This window comes from Candidatus Thiodiazotropha sp. AKIB8, assembly GCF_058244675.1.
Genome location: NZ_JBSYOO010000021.1, coordinates 65,301 through 89,807 on the forward strand (window position 1 = coordinate 65,301; position 24,507 = coordinate 89,807).

Annotated in this window: 22 protein-coding genes; 15 read left to right on the forward strand and 7 right to left on the reverse strand. The window is 49.6% G+C overall.

The window, feature by feature from the left end; all coding sequences use genetic code 11:
- Nucleotides 1-7 precede the first annotated feature (7 nt).
- From AC4IFB_RS03940 to moaA, 7 genes are all read left to right on the forward strand, one after another.
- Complete coding sequence (locus AC4IFB_RS03940) at nucleotides 8-277, forward strand: chaperone NapD (protein WP_490775255.1); 270 nt, start codon at nucleotides 8-10, stop codon at nucleotides 275-277.
- On the forward strand, nucleotides 264-2,837 hold the full coding sequence (napA, locus tag AC4IFB_RS03945; protein ID WP_490779449.1) for a nitrate reductase catalytic subunit NapA: 2,574 nt from the start codon (nucleotides 264-266) through the stop codon (nucleotides 2,835-2,837). The genes AC4IFB_RS03940 and napA overlap by 14 nt, the downstream gene beginning before the upstream one ends.
- 74 nt (nucleotides 2,838-2,911) lie before the next feature.
- Nucleotides 2,912-3,769 (forward strand): ferredoxin-type protein NapG, encoded by an 858-nt coding sequence (napG, locus tag AC4IFB_RS03950; RefSeq protein WP_490775253.1) that lies wholly within the window; start codon nucleotides 2,912-2,914, stop codon nucleotides 3,767-3,769.
- A 1-nt stretch (nucleotide 3,770) separates the two neighbouring features.
- Nucleotides 3,771-4,679 (forward strand): quinol dehydrogenase ferredoxin subunit NapH, encoded by a 909-nt coding sequence (gene napH / locus AC4IFB_RS03955; RefSeq protein WP_490779450.1) that lies wholly within the window; start codon nucleotides 3,771-3,773, stop codon nucleotides 4,677-4,679.
- Nucleotides 4,680-4,728: 49 nt separating this feature from the next.
- Nucleotides 4,729-5,154, forward strand: coding sequence for a nitrate reductase cytochrome c-type subunit (locus tag AC4IFB_RS03960; RefSeq protein ID WP_490775251.1), 426 nt, complete (start codon nucleotides 4,729-4,731; stop codon nucleotides 5,152-5,154).
- Nucleotides 5,155-5,232: 78 nt separating this feature from the next.
- Nucleotides 5,233-5,808 carry a NapC/NirT family cytochrome c gene (locus AC4IFB_RS03965; RefSeq protein WP_490775250.1) on the forward strand — a complete coding sequence of 192 codons (576 nt, stop codon included), beginning with the start codon at nucleotides 5,233-5,235 and terminating at the stop codon, nucleotides 5,806-5,808.
- 177 nt (nucleotides 5,809-5,985) lie between these two features.
- Nucleotides 5,986-6,960, forward strand: a complete 975-nt coding sequence (gene moaA / locus AC4IFB_RS03970) for a GTP 3',8-cyclase MoaA (protein ID WP_490779451.1) — start codon at nucleotides 5,986-5,988, stop codon at nucleotides 6,958-6,960.
- A gap of 121 nt (nucleotides 6,961-7,081) precedes the next feature.
- Here the strand turns inward: moaA and AC4IFB_RS03975 are convergent, their stop codons facing one another.
- Complete coding sequence (locus tag AC4IFB_RS03975) at nucleotides 7,082-7,537, reverse strand: DUF4149 domain-containing protein (RefSeq protein ID WP_490775248.1); 456 nt, start codon at nucleotides 7,535-7,537, stop codon at nucleotides 7,082-7,084.
- 326 nt (nucleotides 7,538-7,863) lie between these two features.
- On the opposite strand from AC4IFB_RS03975, the gene AC4IFB_RS03980 reads away from it, so the two are divergent.
- The 3 genes from AC4IFB_RS03980 (at nucleotide 7,864) to AC4IFB_RS03990 (ending at nucleotide 10,815) form a co-directional block, all read left to right on the forward strand.
- Entirely contained in the window at nucleotides 7,864-9,036 is a 1,173-nt protein-coding gene (locus tag AC4IFB_RS03980) for an aspartate aminotransferase family protein (RefSeq protein WP_490775247.1), read from the forward strand.
- 22 nt (nucleotides 9,037-9,058) lie between these two features.
- Nucleotides 9,059-9,964 carry an ornithine carbamoyltransferase gene (gene argF, locus AC4IFB_RS03985; protein WP_490775246.1) on the forward strand — a complete coding sequence of 302 codons (906 nt, stop codon included), beginning with the start codon at nucleotides 9,059-9,061 and terminating at the stop codon, nucleotides 9,962-9,964.
- A gap of 182 nt (nucleotides 9,965-10,146) precedes the next feature.
- On the forward strand, nucleotides 10,147-10,815 hold the full coding sequence (locus AC4IFB_RS03990; RefSeq protein ID WP_490775245.1) for a TIGR04211 family SH3 domain-containing protein: 669 nt from the start codon (nucleotides 10,147-10,149) through the stop codon (nucleotides 10,813-10,815).
- Between the two features lie 154 nt (nucleotides 10,816-10,969).
- Here AC4IFB_RS03990 and AC4IFB_RS03995 read toward each other — a convergent pair whose 3' ends face one another.
- The 4 genes from AC4IFB_RS03995 to AC4IFB_RS04010 form a co-directional block, all read right to left on the reverse strand.
- A complete protein-coding gene (locus AC4IFB_RS03995; RefSeq protein WP_490775244.1) occupies nucleotides 10,970-12,346 on the reverse strand; it encodes a sigma-54-dependent transcriptional regulator in 1,377 nt (458 codons plus the stop codon).
- Nucleotides 12,347-12,807: 461 nt separating this feature from the next.
- Nucleotides 12,808-15,375, reverse strand: coding sequence for a PAS domain S-box protein (locus AC4IFB_RS04000; RefSeq protein WP_490775243.1), 2,568 nt, complete (start codon nucleotides 15,373-15,375; stop codon nucleotides 12,808-12,810).
- Nucleotides 15,376-15,513: 138 nt separating this feature from the next.
- Nucleotides 15,514-17,775, reverse strand: a complete 2,262-nt coding sequence (gene ptsP / locus AC4IFB_RS04005) for a phosphoenolpyruvate--protein phosphotransferase (RefSeq protein ID WP_490779452.1) — start codon at nucleotides 17,773-17,775, stop codon at nucleotides 15,514-15,516.
- A 109-nt stretch (nucleotides 17,776-17,884) separates the two neighbouring features.
- A complete protein-coding gene (locus AC4IFB_RS04010) occupies nucleotides 17,885-18,409 on the reverse strand; it encodes an RNA pyrophosphohydrolase (RefSeq protein WP_490775241.1) in 525 nt (174 codons plus the stop codon).
- Nucleotides 18,410-18,892: 483 nt separating this feature from the next.
- Here AC4IFB_RS04010 and AC4IFB_RS04015 point away from each other — a divergent pair, with 483 nt between their 5' ends.
- The 3 genes from AC4IFB_RS04015 to AC4IFB_RS04025 are packed head-to-tail and all read left to right on the forward strand — an operon-like array spanning nucleotide 18,893 to nucleotide 19,954.
- On the forward strand, nucleotides 18,893-19,552 hold the full coding sequence (locus AC4IFB_RS04015; RefSeq protein ID WP_490779453.1) for a histidinol-phosphatase: 660 nt from the start codon (nucleotides 18,893-18,895) through the stop codon (nucleotides 19,550-19,552).
- Nucleotides 19,545-19,757 carry a hypothetical protein gene (locus AC4IFB_RS04020; protein ID WP_490775239.1) on the forward strand — a complete coding sequence of 71 codons (213 nt, stop codon included), beginning with the start codon at nucleotides 19,545-19,547 and terminating at the stop codon, nucleotides 19,755-19,757. The genes AC4IFB_RS04015 and AC4IFB_RS04020 overlap by 8 nt, the downstream gene beginning before the upstream one ends.
- Nucleotides 19,727-19,954: an aldehyde dehydrogenase gene (locus AC4IFB_RS04025; RefSeq protein WP_490775238.1), complete on the forward strand. Its 228-nt coding sequence runs from the start codon at nucleotides 19,727-19,729 to the stop codon at nucleotides 19,952-19,954. The genes AC4IFB_RS04020 and AC4IFB_RS04025 overlap by 31 nt, the downstream gene beginning before the upstream one ends.
- Here the strand turns inward: AC4IFB_RS04025 and AC4IFB_RS04030 are convergent.
- Nucleotides 19,939-20,346: a hypothetical protein gene (locus tag AC4IFB_RS04030; protein WP_490779454.1), complete on the reverse strand. Its 408-nt coding sequence runs from the start codon at nucleotides 20,344-20,346 to the stop codon at nucleotides 19,939-19,941. The genes AC4IFB_RS04025 and AC4IFB_RS04030 overlap by 16 nt on opposite strands.
- A gap of 106 nt (nucleotides 20,347-20,452) precedes the next feature.
- Here AC4IFB_RS04030 and AC4IFB_RS04035 point away from each other — a divergent pair, with 106 nt between their 5' ends.
- Nucleotides 20,453-20,878 (forward strand): HIRAN domain-containing protein, encoded by a 426-nt coding sequence (locus AC4IFB_RS04035; protein WP_490775236.1) that lies wholly within the window; start codon nucleotides 20,453-20,455, stop codon nucleotides 20,876-20,878.
- Between the two features lie 32 nt (nucleotides 20,879-20,910).
- Here the strand turns inward: AC4IFB_RS04035 and AC4IFB_RS04040 are convergent, their stop codons facing one another.
- Nucleotides 20,911-21,552, reverse strand: a complete 642-nt coding sequence (locus AC4IFB_RS04040) for a YceI family protein (RefSeq protein ID WP_490775235.1) — start codon at nucleotides 21,550-21,552, stop codon at nucleotides 20,911-20,913.
- Between the two features lie 347 nt (nucleotides 21,553-21,899).
- Between AC4IFB_RS04040 and AC4IFB_RS04045 the strand changes: the two genes are divergently transcribed.
- On the forward strand, nucleotides 21,900-24,296 hold the full coding sequence (locus AC4IFB_RS04045) for a putative Ig domain-containing protein (protein ID WP_490779455.1): 2,397 nt from the start codon (nucleotides 21,900-21,902) through the stop codon (nucleotides 24,294-24,296).
- The last annotated feature ends 211 nt before the right edge of the window (nucleotides 24,297-24,507 follow it).

Here is a 24,507-nt window from a genome sequence, read left to right on the forward strand (position 1 = left end):
ATCATTCATGAATATATGTAGCCTGATAATCCATACAAAACCCTCCCAGGGAGCGCAGGTCTCGGAACGTCTCTATCGATTTCCTGGGGTTGAAGTCCACGGTGGTATGGAAGTAGACAAACTTATTGTCACTATAGAGGACGAGGGTGAAACGGTCTCTCCGGTATCTGACCAGATGAATGCACTACGCGACGTAGAAGGCGTCGTGAATACAGTTTTGATTTACCACTATGGCGGTGAAGAGTCGATGGAGGAAATGAACCGTGAAATTAACTAGAAGAGAATTTATCAAAAGTAACGCAGCAGCCGCAGCAGCCTCCGTGGCTGGTGTCACCATACCTGTAACCCAAGCTGTTGCTGCAGTTGATGCTGACGACGGTATTCGCTGGGACAAGGCAGCCTGTCGCTATTGTGGTACCGGTTGTAGCGTTTTGATGGGGGTTAAAGATGGCAAGGTTGTTGCCAGCCAAGGTGATCCCGATGCGCCGGTCAACAAGGGCCTGAACTGCATTAAAGGTTACTTTTTACCCAAGATTCTCTACGGAGAGGATCGTCTGACCAAACCACTGCTGCGTAAAACCAACGGTAAATATGACAAGGACGGCAAGTTCGAAGCGGTATCCTGGGATGAGGCCTTCAAGACCATGGCCGAAAAATGGATTGCGGCTCGCAAGGCCAAAGGTGCAAAAGGCATCGGCATGTTTGGTTCTGGACAATGGACGGTGTGGGAGGGTTATGCAGCTTCAAAATTGTTGAAAGCGGGTTTCCGTTCAAACAGTCTCGAACCTAATGCCCGTCACTGTATGGCATCCGCTGTGGGTGCTTTCATGCGGGGTTTCGGCATCGATGAGCCGATGGGCTGCTATGACGATCTGGAGCATGCTGATGTATTTGTACTCTGGGGCGCCAACATGGCAGAGATGCATCCAATCCTCTGGTCGCGTCTCACTGATACCCGTCTGACCAAGCCGGGTTGTGAAGTCCACGTACTATCAACCTACGAGCATCGTTGTTATGAATTGGCTGATAACGGTATGGTTTTTGAACCCCAAACAGATTTGGCCATCCTTAACTATATCGCCAACTACATCATCCAGAATAAGGCATATAACAAGGAGTTCATCGACAAGCATGTCAACTTCACCAAGACCCCAACCGATATCGGCTATGGTTTACGCGCCACAGATCCCCGTGAAAAAGCGGCCAAGAACCGCAACAAGGGTAAGCTTAGCAAAATCAGTTTTGAAGAGTATGCCAAATCGGTGGAACCCTACACATTGGAGCATACCTCCAAGTTATCCAAGGTGCCTGAAGATAAGCTTCTGAGACTGGCCAAGGCCTATGCCGATCCCAACAAGAAGGTCGCCTCCTATTGGACTATGGGTTTCAACCAACATACCCGCGGCGTCTGGGTCAATGGCCTCTGCTATAACGTTCATCTGCTGATGGGCAAGATCGCCGAACCGGGCAACAGTCCCTTCTCACTGACCGGCCAACCTTCTGCCTGCGGTACCGCACGCGAAGTTGGTACCTTCACTCACCGTCTGCCCGCCGACCTGGTGGTGAAAAAGGATGCACACTGTAAGTTTGCCGAGAAGACCTGGAAGCTGCCCGCCGGCACCATCCCGCGAGCTAACGGTAAGGCCGATGATGCTGATCAATCGGACATCAGCGGCAAGCCCATGGGCAAGACCCTGATCCATGCGGTCGCTATGCATCGTGCACTGAAAGACGGCAAGATGAATACCTTCTGGGTGATGTGTAACAACAATATGCAGGCTGCTGCCAACATGAATGACGAGAGTCTTCCCGGCTGGCGCAATGCAGATAACTTCATCACCGTCTCTGACCCCTATCCAACAGTTTCGGCCCAGGCTGCAGATTTGATCCTGCCAACTGCCATGTGGATCGAAAAAGAGGGGGCTTATGGTAACGCCGAGCGACGCACCCAGTTCTGGCGTGAGCAGGTATCGGCACCAGGAGAGGCCAAATCCGACCTATGGCAGCTGATGGAATTCGCCAAATACATAAAGGTCGAGGATGTCTGGCCAGCCGACCTGATTGCCAAAAAACCTGAGTATGCAGGCAAAACCCTTTACGAAGTGCTCTACACCAATGGCCAGGTCGATAAGTTCCCTGCAGAACAGGTCACCGATAGTCGCGGCAACAACTACAACAACCATGAATCCAGTGACTTTGGTTTCTATGTTCAGAAAGGTCTGTTCGAAGAGTACCGCCTGTTTAACTCAGCAGAAGGCATCCCAAAGAAGGGCCATGAAATGGCTGAGTTCGGGGCCTACCACAAGGCACGGGGTCTACGCTGGCCGGTGATTAACGGCAAAGAGACCCTGTGGCGTTTCCGTGAAGGTTACGATCCCCATGTAGCCAAAGGTGAAGGCGTCAAGTTCTACGGTAAGCCGGACGGACGGGCCAATATCATCACCGCACCTTATGAGCCAGCAGCCGAGCCGCCAGATAAAGAGTTTGATCTGTGGCTCTGCACCGGTCGCGTTTTGGAGCATTGGCACTCCGGCTCTATGACACGTCGTGTTCCTGAGCTCTATCGTGCTGTACCCGATGCTGTGATCTATATGCACCCGAAGGATGCCAAGAAGCGCCGGCTTCGTAATGGCGCATTGGCCAAGATCAGTTCTCGTCGCGGCGAAATCGTTTGCAAGGTCGACACCAAGGGTCGCAATAAACCACCGGAGGGACTGGTGTTTGTACCCTGGTTTGATGCCGGTCGTTTGATCAACAAGCTGACACTGGACCAAACAGATCCACTCTCGAAAGAGACGGACTACAAGAAGTGTGCAGTGAAGATTGCGCGTGCCTAGCTGTGCCACCGGGCCGGCCCACGAGTACGGGCCGGCCAGTTAACTGGAAACGAAGCAACAACCATCAAGCAGTTATGTCAGAGTCTGAGACAAAAAACGAAATCAACCGCAGACAGTTTCTGGGCAACATGCTCAAGACTGCTTGTAGTGTCGGACTGGTTGGACTGGGGCTGGGAGCCTACTCCCATCGCGCCTCATCCATGCCGGCGAACTACCTACGCCCTCCTGGCGCCCTGCCGGAAGAGGAGTTTCTCGGAGCCTGTATCCGCTGCGGTCTGTGTGTTCGCGACTGTCCATATGAGATCCTGTTTCTCGGTGAAGTTGGTGACGAAGTCGCCACGGGGACACCCTATTTCATCGCCCGTACAGGGCCCTGTGAAATGTGTGAAGAGATCCCCTGTGTCGTGGCCTGCCCGACCAATGCCCTGGATCATGAGCTGAAAGATATAGAAGAGTCTCGTATGGGCCTTGCCGTGGTAATCGATCAGGAGAGCTGTATTGCCTTCCATGGTCTACGTTGCGAAGTCTGCTTCAATGTCTGCCCGATCCGCGGCCGTGCCATCAGCCTGGATATGCAGCACAACACCCGTTCAGGCAAACACGCCCTGTTCATTCCTGTAGTGCACTCCAATGCCTGTACTGGTTGTGGGCTTTGTGAGCGGGCCTGCATCCTGGAAGAAGCGGCAATCAAGATCTTTCCCACACACCTGGCCAAAGGGGCATTAGGCGAGCACTACCGCCTGGGATGGCAGGAGAAAGCTGAGGCAGGCAAGGCTTTGGTCACCCCTGATACCGAGCATCGCTACAACCTACCCGAAGGGGTGCGTTATGACCTGCAAGGTGAGGGGTTGATCATCGATGGGAAGGCTGAGGAGACCCCATTCTCCTCCAACCCTCTGGATACACTCAATAGCGGCTTTATGGACAAATAGTATGGTCGATATGACAACATTGGGTGATGACGCTATTGCAGCCAAGGGCTGGCTGAAGTCACACAAATATCTGCTCCTGCGGCGATTCAGCCAACTCGGAATTCTGGCTCTGTTCCTCACCGGACCCTGGCTTGGCATTTGGATCGTCAAAGGGAATCTGGCTTCCAGCCTGACCTTGGATCTCCTGCCCCTGACCGACCCCTATGTGCTGTTACAAGCCATGCTCTCCGGCGTAGTGCCTGAGACTGCTGCCATTATCGGTGTTGCCATTGTACTGGCCTTCTATCTGCTGGTAGGTGGCCGGGTCTACTGCTCCTGGGTCTGTCCGGTCAACATGGTCACTGACCTGGCCGCTTGGCTGAGACGCAAGATGGGTATTCGAACAACCTCCCAGATCTCCCGCTCAACCCGCTACTGGATGCTGGGGATGACCCTGGTACTACCCCTGGTTGCAGCTGGCGGCATCATCTGGGAACTGGTCAATCCGGTCTCCATGATGTTCCGGGGCATCGTATTTGGTATGGGTGCTGCGTGGCTAATGATCGGTGGAATCTTTCTGTTCGATCTGCTGCTGGCAAAGGATGGCTGGTGTGGTCACATCTGTCCGGTAGGTGCTTTCTACAACTTGCTGGGGAGTAGAAGCCTGCTGAAGATAAACGCAGCTCAGCGACAGGCTTGTAACGATTGCATGGAGTGTTATGTGGTCTGCCCGGAACCCCAGGTAATCAAACCGGCACTTAAAGGAGAGAAGAAGGATCTGAGCCCGGTAATCCTCTCTTCTGATTGTACCAATTGCGGGCGTTGCATCGATATCTGTGCAAAAGAGGTTTTCAGTTTTGGCGGTCGTCGAGTCAAAAAAATTCGCGCGAGTAAGCGAGTGAATCAAATCAATCGGGGTGTCCGGGTCTGACCGACACACTAAATAATTTCTGTTCATGAGAGTGATGATGGAGAAAGGTATGAAAAAGATCGCATTCCCAACCATTGCGGCAATAGCAATGATGTTCCTGTCGACAACACTATTCGCTGAGGTTCAATCGCTACGGGGCGATAAACTGGAAGCTATGGCTAAAAAGCCAGTCAATATGAAAATTATCAATGTCAAAGGCGGTATCGAGCGCAGCTACAAACTGCAGCCACCCATGGTGCCCCATGAAGTAGACAAGTATGTCATCAACCTAAAAAACAATGGTTGTATGAAGTGTCACAGTGAATCGACCTATGAAAAAGAGAAGGCACCGAAAGTAGGTGACAGCCACTACCAGAGTCGTGATGGCAAAGTCTTGAAGAGTGTTTCAAGTCGGCGTTATTTCTGTACTCAGTGCCATGCCTCCCAGGTTGGAGCCGACCCTCTGGTGCAGAACAACTTTCAAGGTAATAAATAGCTGGAGTGCAGACCCTTATCCTCAAGGTCGGGGTTAGCGGTGTCCTTAAGCAGTAATCGAAAATAATCTGGTGCAATAATGAGTGAAAGTAAGAAAAAAGGTGGTTTGTTCCTGGTCGCCATTGGCATCGTTGCCGGTATCGTGCTCTGGGGTGGATTTAATACCGCAATGGAGATGACCAATACCGAAGCCTTCTGTATTTCATGTCACGAGATGGAGGAAACGGTTTATCAGGAATTACAAGAGACCGTTCATTTTACCAACAGAACCGGTGTACGGGCCACCTGTCCCGATTGCCATGTACCCAAAGAGTGGGTGCATAAAATAGTGCGTAAAATTCAGGCATCCAATGAGCTTTATCATAAGATGCTGGGGACTATAGATACCCCAGAAAAATTTGAGGCCAAGCGTCTGGAGCTGGCACAGAATGTTTGGCGTTCCATGAAAAAAACCGATTCAAGGGAGTGCCGCAACTGCCACAAATTCATCTCCATGGACTTAGACAAACAGACGCCTCGAAGCGCCGATCAACACGACCCACACTACTGGGATGCGGTTGATGGAAAGAAGCCTCAACAAACCTGTATCGATTGTCATAAGGGTATTGCCCATGCACTTCCTAAGGGCTTTGATCCAACAGAAACCTATGAATAAGTTTTCGCTATCTTTCCTGAAAACGCTCACCGGATCTTTTGTTACTGGTGTTCGTTTAATGAGTAAGATACCCTTTAGTGGTTCAAGCATCAGAGGGTTGTTGAAGGATAAAAAACTGCCAGAATGTCACAATCAAACTAGGATGAATCCCTACCTACCATCTACCGGAAAAGAGTCATGTTAAGCGATTCATATGGAAGACATATCGAATATCTGCGGTTATCTGTTACTGATCGCTGCGATTTCCGTTGTTTTTATTGCCTTCCCCGCAGCCACAGAGCATTCGAAACTCCGAACGATTGGCTAAACTGTGATGAGATTGAACGACTGGTTAATCAGTTCGCCCTGCTTGGTGTCAGACATGTTCGGCTAACGGGCGGCGAACCTCTGGTGCGCAAGGAGGTTGTAGAAATCGCACAACGCATCTCAAACATCTCCGGTATCGATGAGTTATCCCTGAGCACCAATGCCTCAAGACTCTCCCAGTTTGCAAAACCCTTGAAAGCGGCAGGTGTCTCTAGATTGAACATCAGTCTGGACACTATAAATAAAAATAAATTTCACGAAATTACAGGCAGTCATCTACGACCCGTGCTAGAGGGGATTGAACGCGCCAGGAGTTGTGGTTACTCGCCCATCAAGGTCAACATGGTAATCATGCGAGGCATCAATGATGATGACGTAGAAGCCATGATCGACTACTGTATCGAACAAGATTTAACTTTACGCTTTATTGAGACCATGCCTGTAGGTGACGCAGGCCGGACTGCATCTGAACAATACATGCCACTTTCTGAGATTGAAACGCGTCTGAAAAAGCGCTACGACTTACAATCAACCGCCCTCCACGGCAGTGGCCCAGCTCGCTACTATCGAGTCGATAACAGCTCATTGGTAGTCGGTTTTATTACGCCAAAATCACAACATTTTTGCGATACATGTAACCGTGTGCGTCTATCTGTGAATGGAGACCTGCATCTATGCCTGGGTCAGGAAGAGAAGCTGCCTCTGGGTTCGATGATGCGTAATGGCGCCTCAGATCAAGAGATTCAACAGGCAATCCGCCAGGCAATTTCAAGAAAACCTTTAAAGCACCATTTTGTTGAAGCTCCAAGCGCTATCATTCGCCCAATGTCTGCATTGGGTGGATAGCTTCTATCTGACAATAAAAGAGAGATCGCAGCCCCATAAACCAATATGAATTGGTCACGGGTAGCATACTAACCAGAAATCACCACGGACTTAAGGGCACCTCTATTAACTGCTTGTGCCCTTAAAGCACTCCATATTTACCAAACATAGCAGCCAGAGTGACCAACACTCCCAATACCAGGTTCACCAATATCAATTGTCGAATCAGAGAAATCGCCGCAACCGCCCTGGGCATATCATCACCCTTTAAAGCAGCTTCAAGTTGAGGATAAGGAATGGAGTAGATAAAGATAAAGATAGCTGCCATCACTGTGCCAATCACGGTCATGCTATTCAACCAGAAACTGGCACCATCGTCATATTGGGTAAACAGCATCCAGTAGCCACTGGCAAGAATTATGATCACCACCCCCCAGACCCATGGAAAAAAACTGTCAAAAATCTTTAGCAACAGAGGCAGTCTGTGATGAGGCTCCAACTCTTTATTCAGAACTGGACGTAATACCACATGGGTAAAGAACATCCCCCCAACCCAGATAATGACACCCAGTAAGTGTAAACTCAGCGCAATTGACATCTAGCGATACTCCATCTACCTACACATAAGTCTGAACAAAAAAACTTTTCAGGCTGATATGGCATATCATAGCATTACGCAAGATATCAGCGGTCAACTGAGGAATATGGGTTAACCGAGGTGGATAATTAAAAAATTAAGGGCAACCCTATATCAAAACCGAACTGGCAGAAAATCCCAGTACTTTGAAAATTCGTCATTACAAGGTATACTTGCTGATTGCCCGTCAATCAGGCGAAAATTATCGGCCCTATTCTTTAGAAAAAATTGGGCTTTTTTCAGACCAGCGTCCTTTTTAGGATGCTTTTTTGTTTATGGGGTTGCGGATGGCCGACTCTCTAATGACAACCTATCTACGCTTGCCCGTCGCTTTTGAGCGCGGCGAAGGCGCTTGGCTGTGGGATAGCGAAGAAAACAAATACCTTGATGCGGTTACTGGCGTTGCAGTCTGCGGTCTTGGTCATGCCCACCCCGAAATAGCAAAGGCGCTGTGCGATCAGGCTAACACGCTTCTGCATACATCCAATCTCTACAGAATACCACTGCAGGAAAAACTTGGTGCTCGACTCTGTTCTCTCGCCAGCATGGAGCGAGCCTTCTTTGCGAATTCAGGAGCTGAGGCGAATGAGGCTGCAATTAAGATTGCTCGGCTATACGGCAACAAAAAAGAGATAAAAAATCCCGCAATTATCGTCATGGAACAGAGTTTTCATGGTCGAACCCTGGCAACCCTGTCTGCCACAGGCAGTCGCAAGGTTCAGGCTGGTTTTGAACCCCTGGTTCAGGGCTTTGTAAGGGTACCCTACGACGATATTGAAGCGATCACTGAAATAGCCAAGCACCACAACAATGTTGTTGCAGTGCTCGTTGAGCCTGTCCAGGGTGAAGGCGGCGTCAACATCCCAGCCCCTGACTACCTGAAACGTATTCGTGAAATTTGCGATCAACACCAGTGGCTGATGATGCTCGACGAAATCCAGACAGGCATTGGCCGCACTGGAAAACTATTTGCTCACCAACATGAGAATAGTTTGCCCGATGTGATGACTCTGGCCAAAGGATTGGGCAATGGCATGCCAATCGGCGCCTGCCTGGCAAGGGGAGCAGCAGCCGAAGTTTTAGCGCCTGGAAATCACGGTTCGACTTTCGGCGGTAATCCATTGGCCTGCCGTGTCGCAATGTCAGTACTTGATGTTATGGAATCACAGAATCTCTCTGAGAGGGCGGCTCAATTAGGCCAGCATCTCCAGAGAGGATTTGAATCTGAACTGGGCGACTTGTCCGGGGTCGTGACCATCCGCAGCAAGGGCCTGATAATCGGTATTGAACTGGATCGCCCTTGTGGCGAACTGGTCAGTAGCGCCCTCAACATGGGCCTGCTCATCAATGTAACCGCGGGCAATGTAATTCGTCTTCTACCACCACTGATTATCAGTGATGAAGAGTGTGAAGAGATTATCGAAAAAGTCAGCACCCTGGTTGCTGATTTTCTCAGATAACCAATCCTAAAGGCAGATGAGTATGACCAGGCACTTTCTTTCCCTTCTCGATTTCACCAGCGACGAACTTCGAGCCTTGATTCGTCGCGCCACCGAATTGAAGCGTATGCAGCATCGTGGAGAGATTCATACGCCTCTGAAAGGCAAAAACCTGGGCATGGTATTTGAGAAGTCATCTACACGCACACGAGTCTCTTTCGAAGTGGGTATGTCACAACTGGGCGGTCACGCCCTCTTTCTTTCACCCCGCGACACCCAACTTGGCCGCGGTGAACCGATTGAGGACAGCGCCAAGGTACTCTCCCGAATGCTCGATATCATCATGATCCGCACCTTCGAACAGGAGAAACTGGAGCGCTTTGCCGCTCACTCCCAAGTGCCTGTAATCAATGCTTTAACCGATCGTTATCACCCCTGCCAGCTACTGGCCGATATGCAGACCTATTCCGAACATCGTGGCGATATCGAAGGCAAGACCGTAACCTGGATTGGCGATGGCAACAATATGTGCCACTCCTATATCAATGCCGCCAGACAGTACAATTTCAATCTGAACATCGCTTGCCCGGAAGGCTATGACCCGGATCCTGAAATTCTGCAGGCTGCTGGTGAAAGGGCAAGAATCATTCGTGAGCCCCTGGAGGCAGCGACAGGCTCAGATCTAGTGGTAACTGACGTCTGGGCCAGCATGGGGCAGGAAGAGGAGCAGGCGCTACGGGAAAAGGCCTTCTCAAAATACCAGGTCAACGATGAGCTAATGGCTCAAGCTGCCAGTGATGCACTCTTTTTCCACTGCCTTCCGGCCCATCGTGGTGAAGAGGTAACCGCTTCCGTTATCGACACCCCGGAGTGCGTCGTTTGGGACGAGGCTGAAAATCGCCTCCACTCGCAAAAGGCCCTGATGGAGTTCCTGCTTCTCGGACGATAACGCTGGAGCTGCTATATTATCCTTCAAACGCTAGCGTCCACCATTTGGAATGAACGGTTTACAGATGCCTCGCTGGTGTGCATGATCCACATTTTCCCAACATTCTGTGGCCTAATTGGCAACAATGGAAAGTTTCAGTTGTACAATGGCCTCTTTTCGTCAAAGAGAACTCAGATACTGTCATGAAGAAATTCTCAGCTCTGCTCCTACTGCTACTCCTGTTGCCGATTTCAGCTCAGGCAAAGACGCTCTACGTTACAGATATTTTTAAGATCAATATGCGTGCCGGGGAGAGTATTTCACACCGTATTACGAAGACCCTTAAAAGCGGCACCGCTGTGGAAGTCATCTCCACCAACAAGGAATCCGGATATACAAAAATTCGTGCTGGCTCCCTTCAGGGGTTCGTTCTTACCCGACAGCTGATGAAAGAGCCCAGTGCCCGCACCCAGCTCTCTACACTGCGAACAGAGATTGACGAACTCAAAGCTGCACCAGGAGAACTGCGAAGCAAACTGGTGAACCTACAGAAAAAGCATCGTGAGCTGCTCTCTTCTCACAAGAGTCTGCAGACAATAAAGGATAAGCAGGAACAAGAGCTGCAAAGTATCCAGCGAACAGCATCGAATGCCATCCGTATCTCCAATGAACGTAATGAGTTGGTCAAACAGGTCGCCTCACTGACCCGTGAGGTTGAAGAACTGAAGCAGGACAATCGCGACCTGAGCAATGAAGCCACCCGCGAATGGTTTCTGATCGGTGCTGGGGTAATCATCGCAGGCATTCTTATCGGTCTGATTCTTCCCCACCTCAGATTTCAACGGCGGCGTAACTCCTGGGGCACCCTCTAAAGCCGTCATCCAGACAGATATCACCCGCCTCCAGCAGTCCATGCGCTCAGCATATGGACTGCTGGAAAATCAGATTTTGTTCAATTAGCGCTACCGCTGAAGATAGATTGAGATCAGACCCGGCGTACGTTGGCGCTCTACAAAAGAGCAGCACCTAATCACTATTCTCCTTATCAGAAACAAAACCGGGCGGCGGCTCTAATTCATACTGTTGTATCATACGCCTGAGACGAGGCCGGGATATTTCCAGGAGTTCGCAAGCCTGTCCCTTGTGCCACCCGACCAGCTCTAAAACTCGAAGCACATGAGCTTTTTCCATCGCTTGAAGACTGACCGGAGCAACAGCATCGTGATGCGCCTCTTCCATTCCGTTATCAGCCCCTGTGATCTCCAGCGGAAATAGATCAAGAGTGAGCGTATCTGCCGGACACAGTGCGACAGCCTTCATCAGAGCATTCTCTAACTCCCGGACATTACCAGGCCAATGATAGTTCTGTAGTGCATCCAGGGCATCGGATCTAATTCTAACCACCTTACGGTTTAGCTCGATATTGATGCGTGCGAGCAAGGCCTGAACCAGACCCATAATATCCTCTTTTCTCTCCCGCAGTGGTGGAATGTGTATATTTACTACTTGCAGACGATAGAATAGATCCTCTCGAAACGCACCATGAGAAACCTGCTGAGCAAGATTGACATTGGTCGCAGCGATGATCCGTGAGTTAGTAATTTTACTCTCTTCAGCACCCAGTGGTGTGAACTCTTTGTGCTGTATCACCCTCAGTAGCTTGGCCTGCATAATCGGTGACAGCTCCCCCACTTCATCGAGAAAGATGGTGCCATTCATTGCAAGGGTGAATTTGCCGACTTGCTTTGAAACTGCACCGGTGAATGCCCCTTTCTCATGGCCGAACATATCTGATTCAAGTAGAGTTTCCACAATCGCCGCACAGTTCACCACCACAAACGGACCATCAGGATTCTGGCTGCTGCGGTGTATTGCCCTGGCCACCAACTCCTTACCAGTGCCTGATTCTCCAGTAATAAGGACAGTGGCTGGACTTTTGGCCACCATCCCGATGGTTTTGAAGATCTCCTTCATCGCCCGGGAGTGACCAACCATGGAGAGAGAAGAGAAGTTGTGGTTGTCTGTGTCAACCAGTTCCCCTTCACCACTTTTCAGCATCTTTTCGACTGCACCATCAAACTCATCGATATCTATCGGTTTATGGATGTAGTCATCAGCACCTTTTTGCATTGCCTCGATTGTGCTTTCCATATCATGAAAAGCTGTAATCATGATCACCCGAACCCCGGGCAGAGCCGACTTGAACTCAGGTAATCCTTCCAAACCCGATTTTCCTGGCATGCGTATATCAAGCACTACCAGATCAGGCTTGAATGTCGTTGATAGCTGCAGGCCCTCATTGACACTATGAGCCATAGCCACCTCATGCCCTTGTCCGGAGAGATGCAGTTGCAAGGTACGACAGCTCGCAATATCGTCATCAACGAGAAGAATTTTGGTCATGATTAAAAATGATCTACTCGGTTATTCACACAAGTGGTGATGGAAACCTGTCAATCGGCAATAATTAAACCTGCATCAAATGACATTATTGGCACAACGGTCAAAACTATCATGTTATTAACCCGGCGACTAAGTATGTTGTCTTCGGCCTGTCTTCTAAAAATCATATTGTTAGGGGTTTCAAGCCTGCCCTTGCTCGGTGTTACGGCTCTTGACAAGGGTACAACCATTGCCTACACCCCAAGGGCACTTCCTGCGGGGCGCGAGCCGCGCCTTGATCAAGGGCAGGCTTGAAACCCTGAAGACGACATACTTAGTCGCCGGGTTAATAGTAGCCTAATGGATTCAGCCCATGACTGTCCAATGAGCAGTCAAAAACGACGACGCTGACCAAGTGCCCCTTGATGTCCCGACAATTCAGTACGGCATTCCGCTCAGTCGGGCATCAACACAAGACCGTTTCAGTGCAACTGCTCTTCATCTCTGGGCGTTGTTGGAAGGGTTACAATGGCACAGCTACCTTTCACCTCACTAGGCACCAATTCAACTGCCCCTTGATGCTGTTCAATGATCTGTTTGACTATAGCCAGGCCCAGACCTGTTCCCTTGGTGCGCGTTGTATAAAAAGGTTCAAACAGTTTCTCTCTATCTTGAGCGGGTATGCCGATGCCGTTGTCACACACCGACACCTCTATCGCGCTACCCGTTTCGCCCATCACATGAAACACTTTGATACGGATATCGCTGGAACCATTGGCACTGCTCTCACTCGCCTGTAAGGCGTTAACAATCAGGTTGGAAAAGAGTTGGCGTAGCTTATTTGCATCTCCAGGCAGGGCGGGCAGACCTGATTGATAATCCACTTGTATCGTAGCTTGCGCCTCTTCAATACGTTTATGCAAACTGATCAATGTCGCATCCACCAACTTTTCAATGTTTATCCACTCAACATTAACTGCCTCAGGCCTGGCGAAGGTCAACATATCGGTGAGGATATTCTCCATGTAACGGATCTGATCAAGACCAATGGTGGACAACTCCTTCTCATCATTGGAGGATTGCTTACCAAGCAACTGCATACACATCTTGACCGAAGACAATGGGTTCCTTAAGTCATGGGCAATCATACTTGCCATCTGTCCGAGAACCGTCAATGCCTGAGTCCGAACCAACTCCTGATGCTGCAATTCGACTTCACGCTCGAGGCGCTTATGTTCAGTTATATCTTCTTTAACCGCAACAAAATTGGTGATTTCTCCCTTGGAGTTTTTTAATGATGAAATCGAAGCCGACTCCCAATAGAGCTCGCCGTTCTTTCTACGATTATGAAACTCTCCACGCCACTCTTTCCCGTTCAATACGGTTTGCCACAATTGCTGATACTGATCCCCATCGGTTTCACCTGATTTGAGTATATTGGTCTTTTTGCCGACAACTTCACCAGCAGAATAGCCGGTAACTTGTGAAAACTTGGGATTCACATACTCGATCTGTCCATAACGATCAGTCAACATCACGATACTTGGACTCTGCTCCACAGCATGGGAGAGCATGCGTACTTTCTCCTCTGCTTTACGCCGTTCTGTTACATCCTCTCCTATTGCTGTAACACCGATAATCCTTCCTCCTGAATCGGTTGACGGGGTTTGGTGCCAGGCGATGCGTCGATGGCCGCCATACTTCATAACCACATCCACTTCTATATCACGAAGTTCAGTCTGCTCACTCCGAAGACGCTTCAGGGTCTGAAGAAATCGCTGCCTGTGTTCAACTCTTACAAAACGTTCAATCCACTCATCATGCAATACATCCTGTCGTGACCATCCGGTCATTTTCAGAAAATAGTCATTGCAGAACACAAGCCGATACTCATTATCAAGGGTTATTGCAGCCAGTTGCATATCTTCCAGGGTTCGCCGAAAGCGACGCTCATATTCACTCTGCCGCTGAGCATACCGATGACGTAGATTGGCAGAGGCCAATAACCAGGAACCAAACAGAAGCACCACAGTAATTATAAAATAGAGGGGAATATGCTGTTTGATAAAACCCCAAAAGCCCGGTGCAAAACGCTTAAGGGGAACCCTGGAGACAACCTTCCAGCGCAATTCATCCAACGGCATGCTGAGCTGTTGACTCTCGGAGCCATGCATAATTTGAGAGGCTACCGTTCTCGGGGTTACAGTTTCATAAGTAATCAACCCCTCATCGGTCACCACCTGACCTGATACAGAACTGCTGACATGCGCCCAGGTACTCGGATAGAGGTCCGAAAAGTTTTTGTTGTGGGGTAACATAAAACCCCACTCATCACTAGCTCTTGGGCTATTCAGCCAGTATCCGTCCTTATTCAGCAAATGGATGTGGTCAGCGATGTTTGCGCCTGCTCTGGCGAAGTCGCTCAACAAGCGATCACCCAGATAATTGAGTACAAGGATCCCCTGAATCTGCTCATTATCGACAAAAATAGGCACGGCAAAACGCATCACCGGCTTCAATGGCTGCTCAATAGCTCCCTCTTCAATATTCAGATCTAGAGGAGAGATATAGATACCCCCTGGGCTAAGTGCCATGGCATCTAAAAAATAGTAACGTCCTGACTTATCCTGTAGTGACTCGTCTGCAACCAGTATTGGATTTCCATTTGAAAAATTGACCCGTACTTTCTCCAGGCCCTGATTGTCGATAAAGCGCACCTGATCATAGAGTCTTTTCTCACGAATAAAGGTGTAGAAGAGTTGCTCGACCTGCCTTTTCCGCAGACGACTGGAGCTATCAATGCTTTGACGTTCAATATAACTGGCAAGAAAGATAAGATCAGAGATTACATTGGAAAGATCGCGATTCAAGATACTGCGGGTAAGCCCCACATTTAATAACTCGTTAGACTTAAGCGTCACACGATCTGTTTCGGAAATGGTGTAGTAGTGTAGATAGGCTGCAATTGCAAGGGTTGCTGCAAAAGGCAGAAAGATGAGTAAAAATTGCTTCAACCACTCCAGGCCGGTCAATCCAATTCGCTGTTTCATCTTATTAACCCGGCGACTAACTATGTCGTGTTCAGTCGCAGTGAGATGGCCTCTCTTTAAAAATCATAATGTCAGAAGTATATGACTACCTGCTTGCAAGGGTTGCGGAAATTCTCCTCAGATCACTATTATTCGTTGTTATCTGCCAGCACGCATCAATCCGCCCAAGCCCATCTCCTCAAGTGCATTTGCCAACAAGTTTGTCACCTCCCCCGCATGTTCGCAACGCAGCGCTGTCTGCAGCAACTCCCTTGCCCTGGAACTGGAGAAAGATCTTAGCACCCATTTAACCCTTAACAGACTTCCGCCATTCATACTCAGACTGTCCACCCCCATCCCCAAAAGCAATACTGCCCCAGCCGGATTCCCTGCCAGCTCACCACATACACTCACCTCTTTGCCATATTTGCTGGCACCATCAATTATCTGTATCAGCGCTCGCAACACCGCAGGATGAAGATCATTGTAGATATCCGCCACATGGCTATTGTTTCGATCAACTGCGAGCAGATACTGGGTAAGGTCATTGGTACCGACTGAAAGAAAATCGATGCGCTGTGCAAATGTCTCTACCTGGTAGACCGCCGCCGGCACCTCGATCATCACCCCAACCTGAGGCATTTCCACCTCAAAACCCTCCTCAAGCAGCTCATCATGCGCTCGCTGTATCAGCAGCATGGCGTCATCGACCTCCTGCACGTTACTGATCATTGGCAACAGCAGCCGCAGGTTATTCAGGCCTATAGCGGCTCGTAAGATGGCACGGACCTGAGTAATAAAGATCTCCGGATGATCAAGAGAGATGCGGATTCCACGCCACCCCAGAAAGGGATTCGATTCCACCACTGGAAAGTAGGGTAGCGGTTTATCACCACCGATATCCAGGGTGCGTATGGTCACCGGTCGCGGATGAAAGCTCTTCAACACTTTGCGATAGTTGACCACCTGCACTCCCTCACCTGGAAAACTGTCGCGTACCATGAATGGCAACTCTGTCCGATAGAGTCCAACCCCCTCCGACTCTTCAGCACCATGACTGCTTAATTCGGAGAGTAATCCGGTATTGAGATGGAGTGGAATTCTTCTGCCATCTGTTGTTTCACAGGGCAGATCCTTGTCTGCCTGCAGTTCCTGGAAGAGCGCCTGGTCCTCAATGGCTAAGCGACGGTACTCTTCGATAACCGAAGGGGCCGGAGAGACATAGATCCGCCCCAGATATCCATCAAGGATCAGAAAACGTCCATCCATACGGCTCACCGGCAGGTTACTGAGCCCCATTACAGCGGGTACTTCCATCGCTCTGGCCAGAATTGCCAAATGGGAAAAGCTTGCCCCTCTGGCAGATACCACCCCAGCCAGTCGATCCCTGGGCACCTCAGCAAGTTGCATCGCGCTGACCTCCTCCCCGACCAAAATGGTATTTTCAGGATACTCCTCAAGCGTGTTTACCTTCTGCTGTAGATGCATCAGAATCCGCCGCCCCAAATCGAGCACATCCGAAGCCCGTTCACGGAGATAGATATCCTCCATGTTCTCGAATAACTTGGCATGCTCTTGAAACGTTTCACGTAATGCGCCCGGAGCCCAATTTCCCTGGTTGATAAGTTTTATCGTATTGCCAATCAGGGAATCGCTACCCAGCATCATCAACCAGGCATCGAAAAGTGCCCGATCCTCGGCAGGCAGACTCTCTTCAAAACGATCCTCAATCGCCATCAGATCCTGCACGACTGCAGCCACAGCAGTTCTGAAAGCCTCCTCCTCATTCTCAATATCTTTGGCCGGCTTGTCAGGCACCGCCTCCAGATCAGCAGGAGGATAGACCACCACAGCCGTCCCGAGTGAGACACCTGGGGCTCCTGGCCGTCCCTGAAGAAATCGTTTTGGGGGAGCTAGATCACTCTGGGTGACCAGGTTACTACTGGCCGCAGCATGGGTTATTGCGCCAGCCAGCTGCGCAGCCAGGGTAAATAGAAAAGTGACCTCATTGTCTTCAAAGCTGCGCTGTTCGATCTGCCGCACAACCAAAACCCCCAAGACCCGCCGGTTCTGGATAATCGGCACCCCGAGAAATCCCTTATATGAGGTTTCACCGGTCTCGTTGGTAAAAAGATAGCGTTTGTGACTTGGTGCATCGGCGAGATTGACGGGTTCGGCACGTTCGCATACCAGTCCGATCAATCCACGATGATAGGGAAGTCTTACCTTACCCACGGCATCAGGTAATAGTCCCTCGGTGGCCTTTAAGACATGATCACGGCGTTCAAAGTCAGTCAAATATACGGAACAGACATCGGCATCGATGGCTCTCTTCACCTGATAGACGATTATGCTCAATGCCTGCTCTAAATCAGAAGCGGCATTAACCTCTTTGACGATACGATGAAGAATATCAAGCATGATCCTATGTTACCGCTATGAAACGGCATCCTTACGCTATTTTGAAAATTCTCCGATCCTAGGCGCCCTCTGGAGAGCTTAATCTGCCTGGATAAGGACTATGGCTGGGTCAGCGACGATTCTGTCGTAAATAGTTGGTAAGGGAGCGTCCAGGTACGCCCTCTGGATAGAGTAAAGGAGCCAACTCCTCCAGCGCTTTGGTATAGACATTGCGTTTGAAGTAGATCACTTCCCGCACAGGATGCCAATATTTAACCCAACGCCAATCCTCGAATTCCGGGGATGCGGTATGATCGAGGCAGAAGGCATCCTCTCCGCAGTTTACCCGCAGCAGAAACCAGATCTGCTTCTGCCCAATACAGATCGGCTCACTGTGTCGGCGAATATAGCGCTCCGGTAAACGGTACCGCAGCCAACTGCGGGTAGCGCCGATTATCGAGACCTGATCAGCTTTTAGACCCACCTCCTCATTCAGTTCCCGGTACATAGCCTGCTCTGGAGTCTCATCCTGCTTGATCCCCCCCTGGGGGAACTGCCAGGCATCCTGTCCAGCGCGTCGCCCCCAGAACAAGAGACGATCTTCGTTGCACAAAATGATACCGACGTTCGGTCTAAAACCGTCTGAGTCAATCAATTCATCCGCCACAATATATCAAATTCAATTAGTGTGATTTTTCCATAATCCCTCTGGAGCAGCAAGGCGATAAACATAAGCCTTTGCTAATTATGGAGATTCCGACGTGACTTTTGCTCTATTGCCAGCACAGGATAACTCATCAATTTCTGCCCTCTATCCTGCCAAATCGCTATAAAACCGTTTTTACATTCGATAAACACTACCCCGGTAGCAGCAGTAATGATCTGTAAATAAACCGTTAACATCTTTTTTCTATAACCGGGTAAAATACCAGGATAAACACCACATAATTCTTTAGGGAACCTCAGAAACAGGTCAGAACCGGACTGGTTAAGAATCAAAATAGGCAGATTCTGGGTATGGACCTGACTTAAATAACCGGTTGTTGCAACGATCCGCTGCCCGGATAAGTTCCGTTTTGGCAGCAAGCAACGCCCTGACTCACCCTGAGATTCTGTAAATTGAGGCAGGACAGTATCTATGGCATTGGCAATCTTCGATCTGGACAATACTTTGCTGGCAGGTGACTCCGACTACCTTTGGGGTCGTTTTCTGGTAGAACAGGGCATCGTCGACGGAGAGATATATGAACGTGAAAACCAGCGCTTTTATGATGATTACAAAGCAGGTGAACTGGATATTCATGAATTTTTGCGTTTTTCCCTGAACCCCCTGAGCAAACACTCTCCTGAAAAACTCAGGCAGTGGAGAGATCTGTTCATGAAGGAGAAAATCTCTCCGATCATTAATGAAAATGCCCAACAACTGGTAGACAAGCACCGCCAGGCTGGTGATTCTCTTTTGATCATCACAGCAACCAACTCTTTCGTCACCACCCCAATCGCCAAACAGTTTGGCATCGACCATCTGATTGCCACTGAACCGGAAACCCTTGACGGCCAATACACTGGAGAGGTTGCTGGCGTACCGAGCTTTCGGGAGGGCAAGGTAAGTCGCTTGAATGAGTGGCTGGAGGAGTTTGGTCAGAATCTGGATGGCAGCTGGTTTTATAGCGACTCACATAATGACCTCCCTCTACTGGAGCAGGTTGAGAATCCAGTCGCAGTGGATCCGGATCAGACCCTCGCTGAAATTGCGAAACAGAGGAACTGGCCCATCATGCATTTACATAGTGGATGATCCATACTTAGAGAAGAACGAACAACCCATGGGTATGCAGGCTGACAGATACCTGATCAAGGGTTTGGATAGCGAGGTACGCCAGGCCGTAAAGACCATAGAACGGAGCATCTCCAAACATCTATTGTATCAGACTGCAGAAGGCCAGAAACCTACTGGGTTACAGGAGAAGTCATGTCCAGACCCGCTTTTTTTGCTGTTTTAATCGCTGTGATCATCGGTGTGATCTATGTCATGCAAGTCAGCGAAAATCCACCTCAAACCAGCATGAATCAGTCCCCTAAGGAGTATATCGAGCTGGTCGAAAAGAAGAAGGCAGCCAGAATTGCTGTTGAAAAGGCGCTCAAGGAGGGCAAAGAGCGTACTGACAAGGCCCTACAAGAGAATCAGTCTCTGCGCTGACACAAGGTTCTTTCATCCCCATTTTCCACCGCCTGAGCTATTGCGTTGACAAACTCCCCCAGCTCATCTGTGGAAACCACCTCCAGCAGGCGATTCATCAACTTCGGATCTATAGCTGCCTGTACGACCCGGCCATCCATCAATGTCACATTGATGCCGGCAGTATGTACATGGTCCTCTCCCTCTCGCTCAGCGACCAGACTCTCATTCTCCTCCAGCAGGAGATCGTAGCGAGCCTCAATCTTCGCATCCATATCGTCATCCAGCTCTTCAGACACATAGACCAGCCAGCCATCCTCATCAACAGCGGACTTTACCTCCAATCCCAGTTGCCTTAAATAGTCGATAAACTCCTGCCAGGGACGCTCATCAAAAAAAATGTACTCCAACATGAAACACCTGCTTGTTACGGACTCACAAAATGAGCCACTGAGAATGTTATTTTCTCTATCTTGAATAATCGGGTTCAGGAAATCTCATCAATCGGGAGCACTCAGAATGAAACAGAGCCAACTACTCACCACACTCTTCAAGATTCCAGGCCGACACCTTGCCCGCCAAATCTATAATAAGACAACCTTTATACCCAGCCGACGCAAAATTGTTCTGCAACAATCACCCTTGGCTGGCTTTCAATATCACCGTGCAGCTGCAATATGGCCATTTCTACAGGTCGGAGAGTCTCTGCATCTGAAACGTGAACCGAGCAACCCACATGACCGCTACGCCGTAGCAGTATGGTTTAAAAACGAACATCTGGGCTATGTACCCAAGCGGGAAAACCGAACTCTGGCACAACTACTCGACCAGGGTGAGCGACTGGAAGCCACGATCATACGCCTTTTGGATGATGACAACCCCTGGCGAAAAATCCGCTATCAGATAACCTGGGTTGGTGAACGCTCCTCTGAATGGGTTGTGTAAACCATGGATTAGAGAGTTTTTGCCTAATTAGGCTATTTTCCAGGCTTTCTGGATGCTTTGTTCGATTTTTTGCGGATTCCCTCAATACCAAGTGTCAGCTCCATCTCTTTGGAAGCATCGCCGAGATACTTGGTAATACCGAAATCTGCCAGGATCAACTTGGTCTCGCCATAGAATCCACGACGATACCCTCCCCAGGGGTCACTGCCTGAGCCGACATGGTCCACTTCAATCTCAATCGACCGGGTGACACCTCTTAAGGTCAAATCTCCCACGAGCAGAGCTGAGCCATCCTCCCGTTCAGTAAAAGAACGGCTGACGAAACGCGCTTCTGGAAAACGATTCACATCAAGAAAGTCCTCATCCCTTAGATGCTTATCCCGCTCAGCATGATTTGAATCGATACTCTCTGTCTCAATCACTACAGTGATGGATGAGTCTGAGGGATTTTTTGAATCGTACTCAAATTCACCGGAAAATCGATTGAATCGTCCAACTAACCAGCTATAACCCAGATGGCTGATTTTGAACTGAATGAAAGCATGGCCACCTTTGGTGTCGATCTCGTAAGAAGAGGCCAAACCATTTTGGGTAGAAAAAATCAAAACAGTGAAAACCAACAAAATCACATGAGTAATTCTTTTCATTCCATCCACTCTTTGGTCGCAATCCATGATTCCGCTCCTAATATCTTCTGTTTTATTGTTAAAGAACCGCGCCTTAACAAAGCCCAATTTTTGTTAATCACCGTTCACATAATAAAACATAGCTTATCACTAAGGTATCACACAAATTGACCAACAAAGTGCCCAGAAAACTTTAGCGCTCCTGACCCACTTGAGGGGTAAATTGTGACGCCCATCAAGTGTAATTTAGTGCCAATTCACACTGCAGAGAGGAAGCGTAAATAGTGTGAATTCCGTCCGCCTAAATTGTGACCTCGTGTATGCATAAAATCCCCCATCGACCGCCATAGTGAGCAACATCTTAGGGAGAAACTCATTTTTGAGGTCACAAGGTCATGAACGCAACACGTAAACTTATTCCACTGGTATTATTCCCCGCCCTTTTTTCAACCGATATCAACTTAGCTCAAGCTGCGGAACTATCTTTCGATAGAGCTGTATGGAGAGACAGCAAAGACCTGTTGGTATTCAAAGGTCAGGGGGTACCTGGCGCAATCGTTGACGCCTATCTCGCTGGAACAATTACACCATTCGCAAGAGCCACTGTCAGCAGCAGAGGCTCATGGCGCATGAAATTGACCAACCCTGAATTTATACCTTGTGCAGTACGTGTTGAGTCAGGTCCATCTGCAGCACAACGAAATGTCTATCGTGCCCCTGATAATTGCGCCACAGATGAGAATATTGGTGACAATAATCCTCCTGAGGAGCCAACACCAGAGAATACAGCACCTGTAATCAGTGGATCTCCCAACACTCAGGTTGCAGAGGGACAAAGCTACAGCTTCCGTCCAAGTGCCAACGATGCTGATAACGACGACCTGACCTTCTCAATTGTAAATCGTCCCGCATGGGCAAGCTTCAACAGCGCCACCGGCCTGCTTAGCGGCACCCCTGAGATGGATGATGCCGGCACCACCAGCAACATTCGCATCAGCGTATCCGATGGCACAGCCACTGCTTCACTGAGCGCATTCAGCATTACAGTGTCCAATACAAATCAGGCCCCCACCATCAGCGGCACACCTGCTCTTTCTGTAGCTGAAGGCAGCGCATACAGATTTGCACCCAGCGCCAATGATGCAGACGGCGACAACCTCACCTTCTCAATTGCTAACTGCCCATCCTGGGCCAGCCTTAACAGTTCAACTGGCGTCCTCAGCGGCACACCAGATGCAAATGATGCCGGCACTAGCAGCAACATTCGTATCAGCGTATCCGACGGTACAGCCACTGCTTCACTGAGTGCATTCAGCATTACAGTCTCCGATACCAACCGGGCGCCCACCATCAGTGGTTCACCTGCCTCTTCAGTAGCAGAAGGCAGCAGCTACAGATTCACACCAAGTGCAAACGATGCAGACGGCGACAACCTCACCTTCTCAATCGCTAACCGCCCATCCTGGGCCAGCTTTAACAACACTACTGGCGCCCTCAGTGGCACACCAGACATGAATGACGCTGGCACCACCAGCAACATCCGCATCAGCGTATCTGACGGTACCGCTACCGCTTCACTGAGCGCATTCAGCATTACAGTGTCCAATACCAACCAGGCGCCCACCATCAGCGGTACACCATCAACCAGTCTGCAGGAAGGCAGTGCCTATAGCTTTACGCCTAATGCTAACGATCCAGATGGTGACGACTTGAGCTTCTCCGTCAGCAATCTACCTAGCTGGGCAAGCTTCAACGCCAACACCGGCGCACTCAGCGGCACACCTGATTCCAACGATTCAGGCGTCTACTCAAATATCGTTATCAGCGTATCTGACGGCAGCAGCCAAGCCAGTCTGGCACCTTTCGGTATCAACGTCGCCGATGTTGCAGAAGAAGGCGGCACCTTCCGCTTCGCAAGCAACAGTTATGATGTAGAAGAAGGCAGCGCAGTTACTCTGACTGTTACCCGCAGCAGCAGCTCTGGCACCGCAACTGTCAATTACGGCACCTACGGCGTCGAAGCAAGACACTCTCAGGACTACACAGGCTACGTCTGGACACCATTGAACTTCCTTGAAGGTGAATCTTCCAAGACTATCCGCATCAACACCATTACTGATTCAGTTGATGAGCCTGCTGAGACCTTTGAAGTCCATCTTGATGCACCAAGTAGTGGTTACACTCTGAATGCACCAAATGTCAGTGTTGTCACTATCCATGACATCGAAGCAGCAAACACTGCTCCAGTGATCACCGGCAATCCTGATCAGAGTGTATTGGTAGGCGACGGTTATGTCTTCACACCTAATGCATCCGATGCCGACAACGACACATTGACCTTCAGCATCTCTAACCTGCCAAGCTGGGCCAGCTTCAATACCAGCAACGGAACCCTGAGCGGCACACCTGCGGAAGCTGATGAAGGTAGCTACAACAACATCGTGATCAGCGTATCAGATGGCACCGACACTGCCTCACTGAGCCCAATGACACTGGTTGTCGAAGCAACTCAGACCACACCAACAGTCGGAACCGTTACTCTCAACTGGGTAGCACCTTCCACCAGGACTGACGGTAGCTCACTGAGCATGAGTGATATCTCTGGCTACAGACTCTACATGGGTACAACTGCAAACAACCTCGCACCAGTAGTTGATCTGGATGACAGCACAGCCAACAACCATGTTATGGATAATCTGGAAACCGGTACTTACTACTTCGCAATCACCGCTTACGACACAGTTGGAAATGAAAGTGACCTCTCCAACGTCGTAGCAAAAGACACTATGTAAGAAGACCAACGCAAAGGGACTTGCGCGAACAACCGATTGGTTGGCACCCTGCATCGGATTACGAGACACTCTCTTGTAGTCCGATGCTTCATTTCTGGGCATTGAAAAGTGCCATTTAAGTAACTTCAAACAGTAGAATACTTTTATCCAGGGCTCAGCGTGGCTATTGACACGGGAAGAGCTGCTCTCTGCGAGCCAGCGCATAAGGTTG

What these genes read in the sequence shown, in the direction of transcription:
- AC4IFB_RS03940 (WP_490775255.1), top strand. Translation starts at nt 8, where the DNA reads ATGAATATATGTAGCCTGATAATCCATACAAAACCCTCCCAGGGAGCG.
- napG (WP_490775253.1), top strand. Translation starts at nt 2,912, where the DNA reads ATGTCAGAGTCTGAGACAAAAAACGAAATCAACCGCAGACAGTTTCTG.
- napH (WP_490779450.1), top strand. Translation starts at nt 3,771, where the DNA reads ATGGTCGATATGACAACATTGGGTGATGACGCTATTGCAGCCAAGGGC.
- AC4IFB_RS03960 (WP_490775251.1), top strand. Translation starts at nt 4,729, where the DNA reads ATGAAAAAGATCGCATTCCCAACCATTGCGGCAATAGCAATGATGTTC.
- AC4IFB_RS03965 (WP_490775250.1), top strand. Translation starts at nt 5,233, where the DNA reads ATGAGTGAAAGTAAGAAAAAAGGTGGTTTGTTCCTGGTCGCCATTGGC.
- moaA (WP_490779451.1), top strand. Translation starts at nt 5,986, where the DNA reads ATGTTAAGCGATTCATATGGAAGACATATCGAATATCTGCGGTTATCT.
- AC4IFB_RS03975 (WP_490775248.1), bottom strand. Translation starts at nt 7,537, where the DNA reads ATGTCAATTGCGCTGAGTTTACACTTACTGGGTGTCATTATCTGGGTT.
- AC4IFB_RS03980 (WP_490775247.1), top strand. Translation starts at nt 7,864, where the DNA reads ATGGCCGACTCTCTAATGACAACCTATCTACGCTTGCCCGTCGCTTTT.
- argF (WP_490775246.1), top strand. Translation starts at nt 9,059, where the DNA reads ATGACCAGGCACTTTCTTTCCCTTCTCGATTTCACCAGCGACGAACTT.
- AC4IFB_RS03990 (WP_490775245.1), top strand. Translation starts at nt 10,147, where the DNA reads ATGAAGAAATTCTCAGCTCTGCTCCTACTGCTACTCCTGTTGCCGATT.
- AC4IFB_RS03995 (WP_490775244.1), bottom strand. Translation starts at nt 12,346, where the DNA reads ATGACCAAAATTCTTCTCGTTGATGACGATATTGCGAGCTGTCGTACC.
- AC4IFB_RS04000 (WP_490775243.1), bottom strand. Translation starts at nt 15,375, where the DNA reads ATGAAACAGCGAATTGGATTGACCGGCCTGGAGTGGTTGAAGCAATTT.
- ptsP (WP_490779452.1), bottom strand. Translation starts at nt 17,775, where the DNA reads ATGCTTGATATTCTTCATCGTATCGTCAAAGAGGTTAATGCCGCTTCT.
- AC4IFB_RS04015 (WP_490779453.1), top strand. Translation starts at nt 18,893, where the DNA reads ATGGCATTGGCAATCTTCGATCTGGACAATACTTTGCTGGCAGGTGAC.
- AC4IFB_RS04025 (WP_490775238.1), top strand. Translation starts at nt 19,727, where the DNA reads ATGTCCAGACCCGCTTTTTTTGCTGTTTTAATCGCTGTGATCATCGGT.
- AC4IFB_RS04030 (WP_490779454.1), bottom strand. Translation starts at nt 20,346, where the DNA reads ATGTTGGAGTACATTTTTTTTGATGAGCGTCCCTGGCAGGAGTTTATC.
- AC4IFB_RS04035 (WP_490775236.1), top strand. Translation starts at nt 20,453, where the DNA reads ATGAAACAGAGCCAACTACTCACCACACTCTTCAAGATTCCAGGCCGA.
- AC4IFB_RS04040 (WP_490775235.1), bottom strand. Translation starts at nt 21,552, where the DNA reads ATGGATTGCGACCAAAGAGTGGATGGAATGAAAAGAATTACTCATGTG.
- AC4IFB_RS04045 (WP_490779455.1), top strand. Translation starts at nt 21,900, where the DNA reads ATGAACGCAACACGTAAACTTATTCCACTGGTATTATTCCCCGCCCTT.